Genomic DNA, 1,002 nt, shown 5'->3' on the forward strand with positions numbered 1-1,002 from the left:
ACGTTGGCATTAATTGGAAGAGACAGACTGCAAGTTAATAACAGATATGAAAAAAAGAGAATACAGGATTAAAGTTCATTCAATATTTAGATTCATAGCTGCAATGATTGGAATCTTGATTTCAAGCATTCTCCTTATTCTTGACAATTTGCCAAAACCTGACAGTGAGATTATTTCAATTATTCAGTTTTTAGCAGTTTTTGTGACTTCATTTTACCTTGCTAACCTGATTGGAATGGGAAAAGCCAAAATTGTGTTTACGCAAGAAGGAATTCAACATATATGGGAACGTAGATTTATTTTGAGCTGGGAAAAGAATTTCATTATTCCCTGGAATCTAGTTGACAACTATGTTTTTCAGGAGGACAGAACATTTGATAGTTTTATTATAAACTTGACAAACAAGACTCGATACAAAGTAAATAGACTGAATGTTTTGCCAATTAAGGATGACTTTAATCGACTTGTTAAGGATTTTCCAAGATTATCCAATGACTACAAAAACGGACTTGATTCAGAGACTGAAATTAAACCGATTAAAGAAGGAGAAAGCATTTATGCAAGTAAATCATTCCGATGGATTTTCTATTTCTTATTGACTGTATTTCTAATTTTAGCTATGACAAAAATCTTTAATCCTGATTTGGGTACTACTTGGAGTTCATTAGGAGTGATTGGAAGTGGAATTTTATTTTATGGAATGATGATAATCGGACAGAGAAGGAACAACTAATGCCAACACGCAATAAAAAACATAGGGCGGAAAGTGCTAAATTTGAACGACATAACAATTAATAAACGGCTGTGTAATTTGAAAGGTAGAAGCTTCGTAATGCCCTACGTTTCTTATTGCCATACGTTAGGCAACATTAAAAAGACACTGCGGAATGACTAATAAAATGAATGAAAAGAAAAAAATATTTGGATTAGAGAAAAATGCTTTTTTCACCGGATTAACAAGTTTTTTCACAGACACATCTACCAAAATGGTATATAGTGTGA

The 1,002-nt window shown here is 32.4% G+C and carries 1 protein-coding gene; it reads left to right on the forward strand.

The genetic code is table 11. The features are described 5' to 3' along the window. Positions 1 to 13 precede the first annotated feature (13 nt). A complete protein-coding gene (locus EOL86_15690; GenBank protein NCD27013.1) occupies positions 14 to 733 on the forward strand; it encodes a hypothetical protein in 720 nt (239 codons plus the stop codon). Positions 734 to 1,002 lie beyond the last annotated feature (269 nt).

The sequence above is a fragment of the Deltaproteobacteria bacterium genome, assembly GCA_009930495.1.
In the GTDB taxonomy this organism is placed as follows: Bacteria; Desulfobacterota; Desulfovibrionia; order Desulfovibrionales; family Desulfomicrobiaceae; genus Desulfomicrobium.